Genomic DNA, 903 nt, shown 5'->3' with positions numbered 1-903 from the left:
GGGAAGCGCGGCCGCCAGCCTGACTACAGCGATGCGGCCATTCAGACCTGCCTGACGATGAAGGTGCTGTTCGGCATGGCACTTCGACAGACAACTGGGTTCGTCGAAAGCCTCCTTCGCCTGATCGGCCTAGACTGGGCCGTGCCCGACTTCAGCACGCTGTCGCGGCGCCAGAAGACGCTGAAGGTGAACATTCCCTACCGCGGTTCGGACGGCCCGCTGCATCTGCTGGTCGACAGCACCGGGATCAAGGTCGAGGGCGAAGGGTGCGAAGGGACCGTGGCCCCAGTGGGGCCGCGTAAGCCCGTAGCACGGAACGCCCGCAAGCATGGCGCCGCCAAACGCCGGGTCTGGCGCAAGATCCACATCGGGATCGACGAGAAATCACTGGAGATCCGGGCTGCAGAGTTCACCACCAGCGACGTGGGCGACGCCCCCATGCTGCCCGAGCTGCTGGACCAGATCCCGCCCGAACAAGAGATCGCCACCGTCACCGCCGATGGTGCCTTCGACACCCGCAAATGCCACGACGCCATCGCGGCCCGCGGTGCCGCCGCAATCATCCCACCCCGCAAGAACGCCAAACCCTGGAAACCCGACACCCCTGGGGCGGTCGCCCGCAACGAGATCCTACGGGCATCCAAGCGCGTCGGCAGGACCATCTGGCGACGATGGAGCGGCTATCACCGCCGAAGCCGCGCCGAGACCAAGATGCACTGCGTCAAGCGCCTCGGCCAGCGCCTCTCCGCGCGCGAGTTCGACCGTCAGGTCGCCGAGTTCCACATCCGCGTGGCCGTCCTCAACGGCTTCACGGCGCTCGGCATTCCCGTAACAGAGGCCGTGGGATAAGTCTGTCCGGGGAAAGGGGCAGCTCGGCCATCAGGCGATTTGTGCAACAGAGCC

At 66.2% G+C, this 903-nt stretch carries 1 protein-coding gene; it reads left to right on the top strand.

Annotated elements, in window-relative coordinates:
- Window positions 1-849 (top strand): IS5 family transposase (locus tag HUK65_RS18470; RefSeq protein ID WP_179907754.1); only part of this gene is annotated, 849 nt, incomplete at its 5' end.
- Window positions 850-903 lie beyond the last annotated feature (54 nt).

It is taken from the genome of Rhabdonatronobacter sediminivivens, from assembly GCF_013415485.1.
Taxonomy (GTDB): Bacteria; Pseudomonadota; Alphaproteobacteria; order Rhodobacterales; family Rhodobacteraceae; genus Rhabdonatronobacter; species Rhabdonatronobacter sediminivivens.
This window is presented reverse-complemented; position numbering and strand designations above follow the sequence as displayed.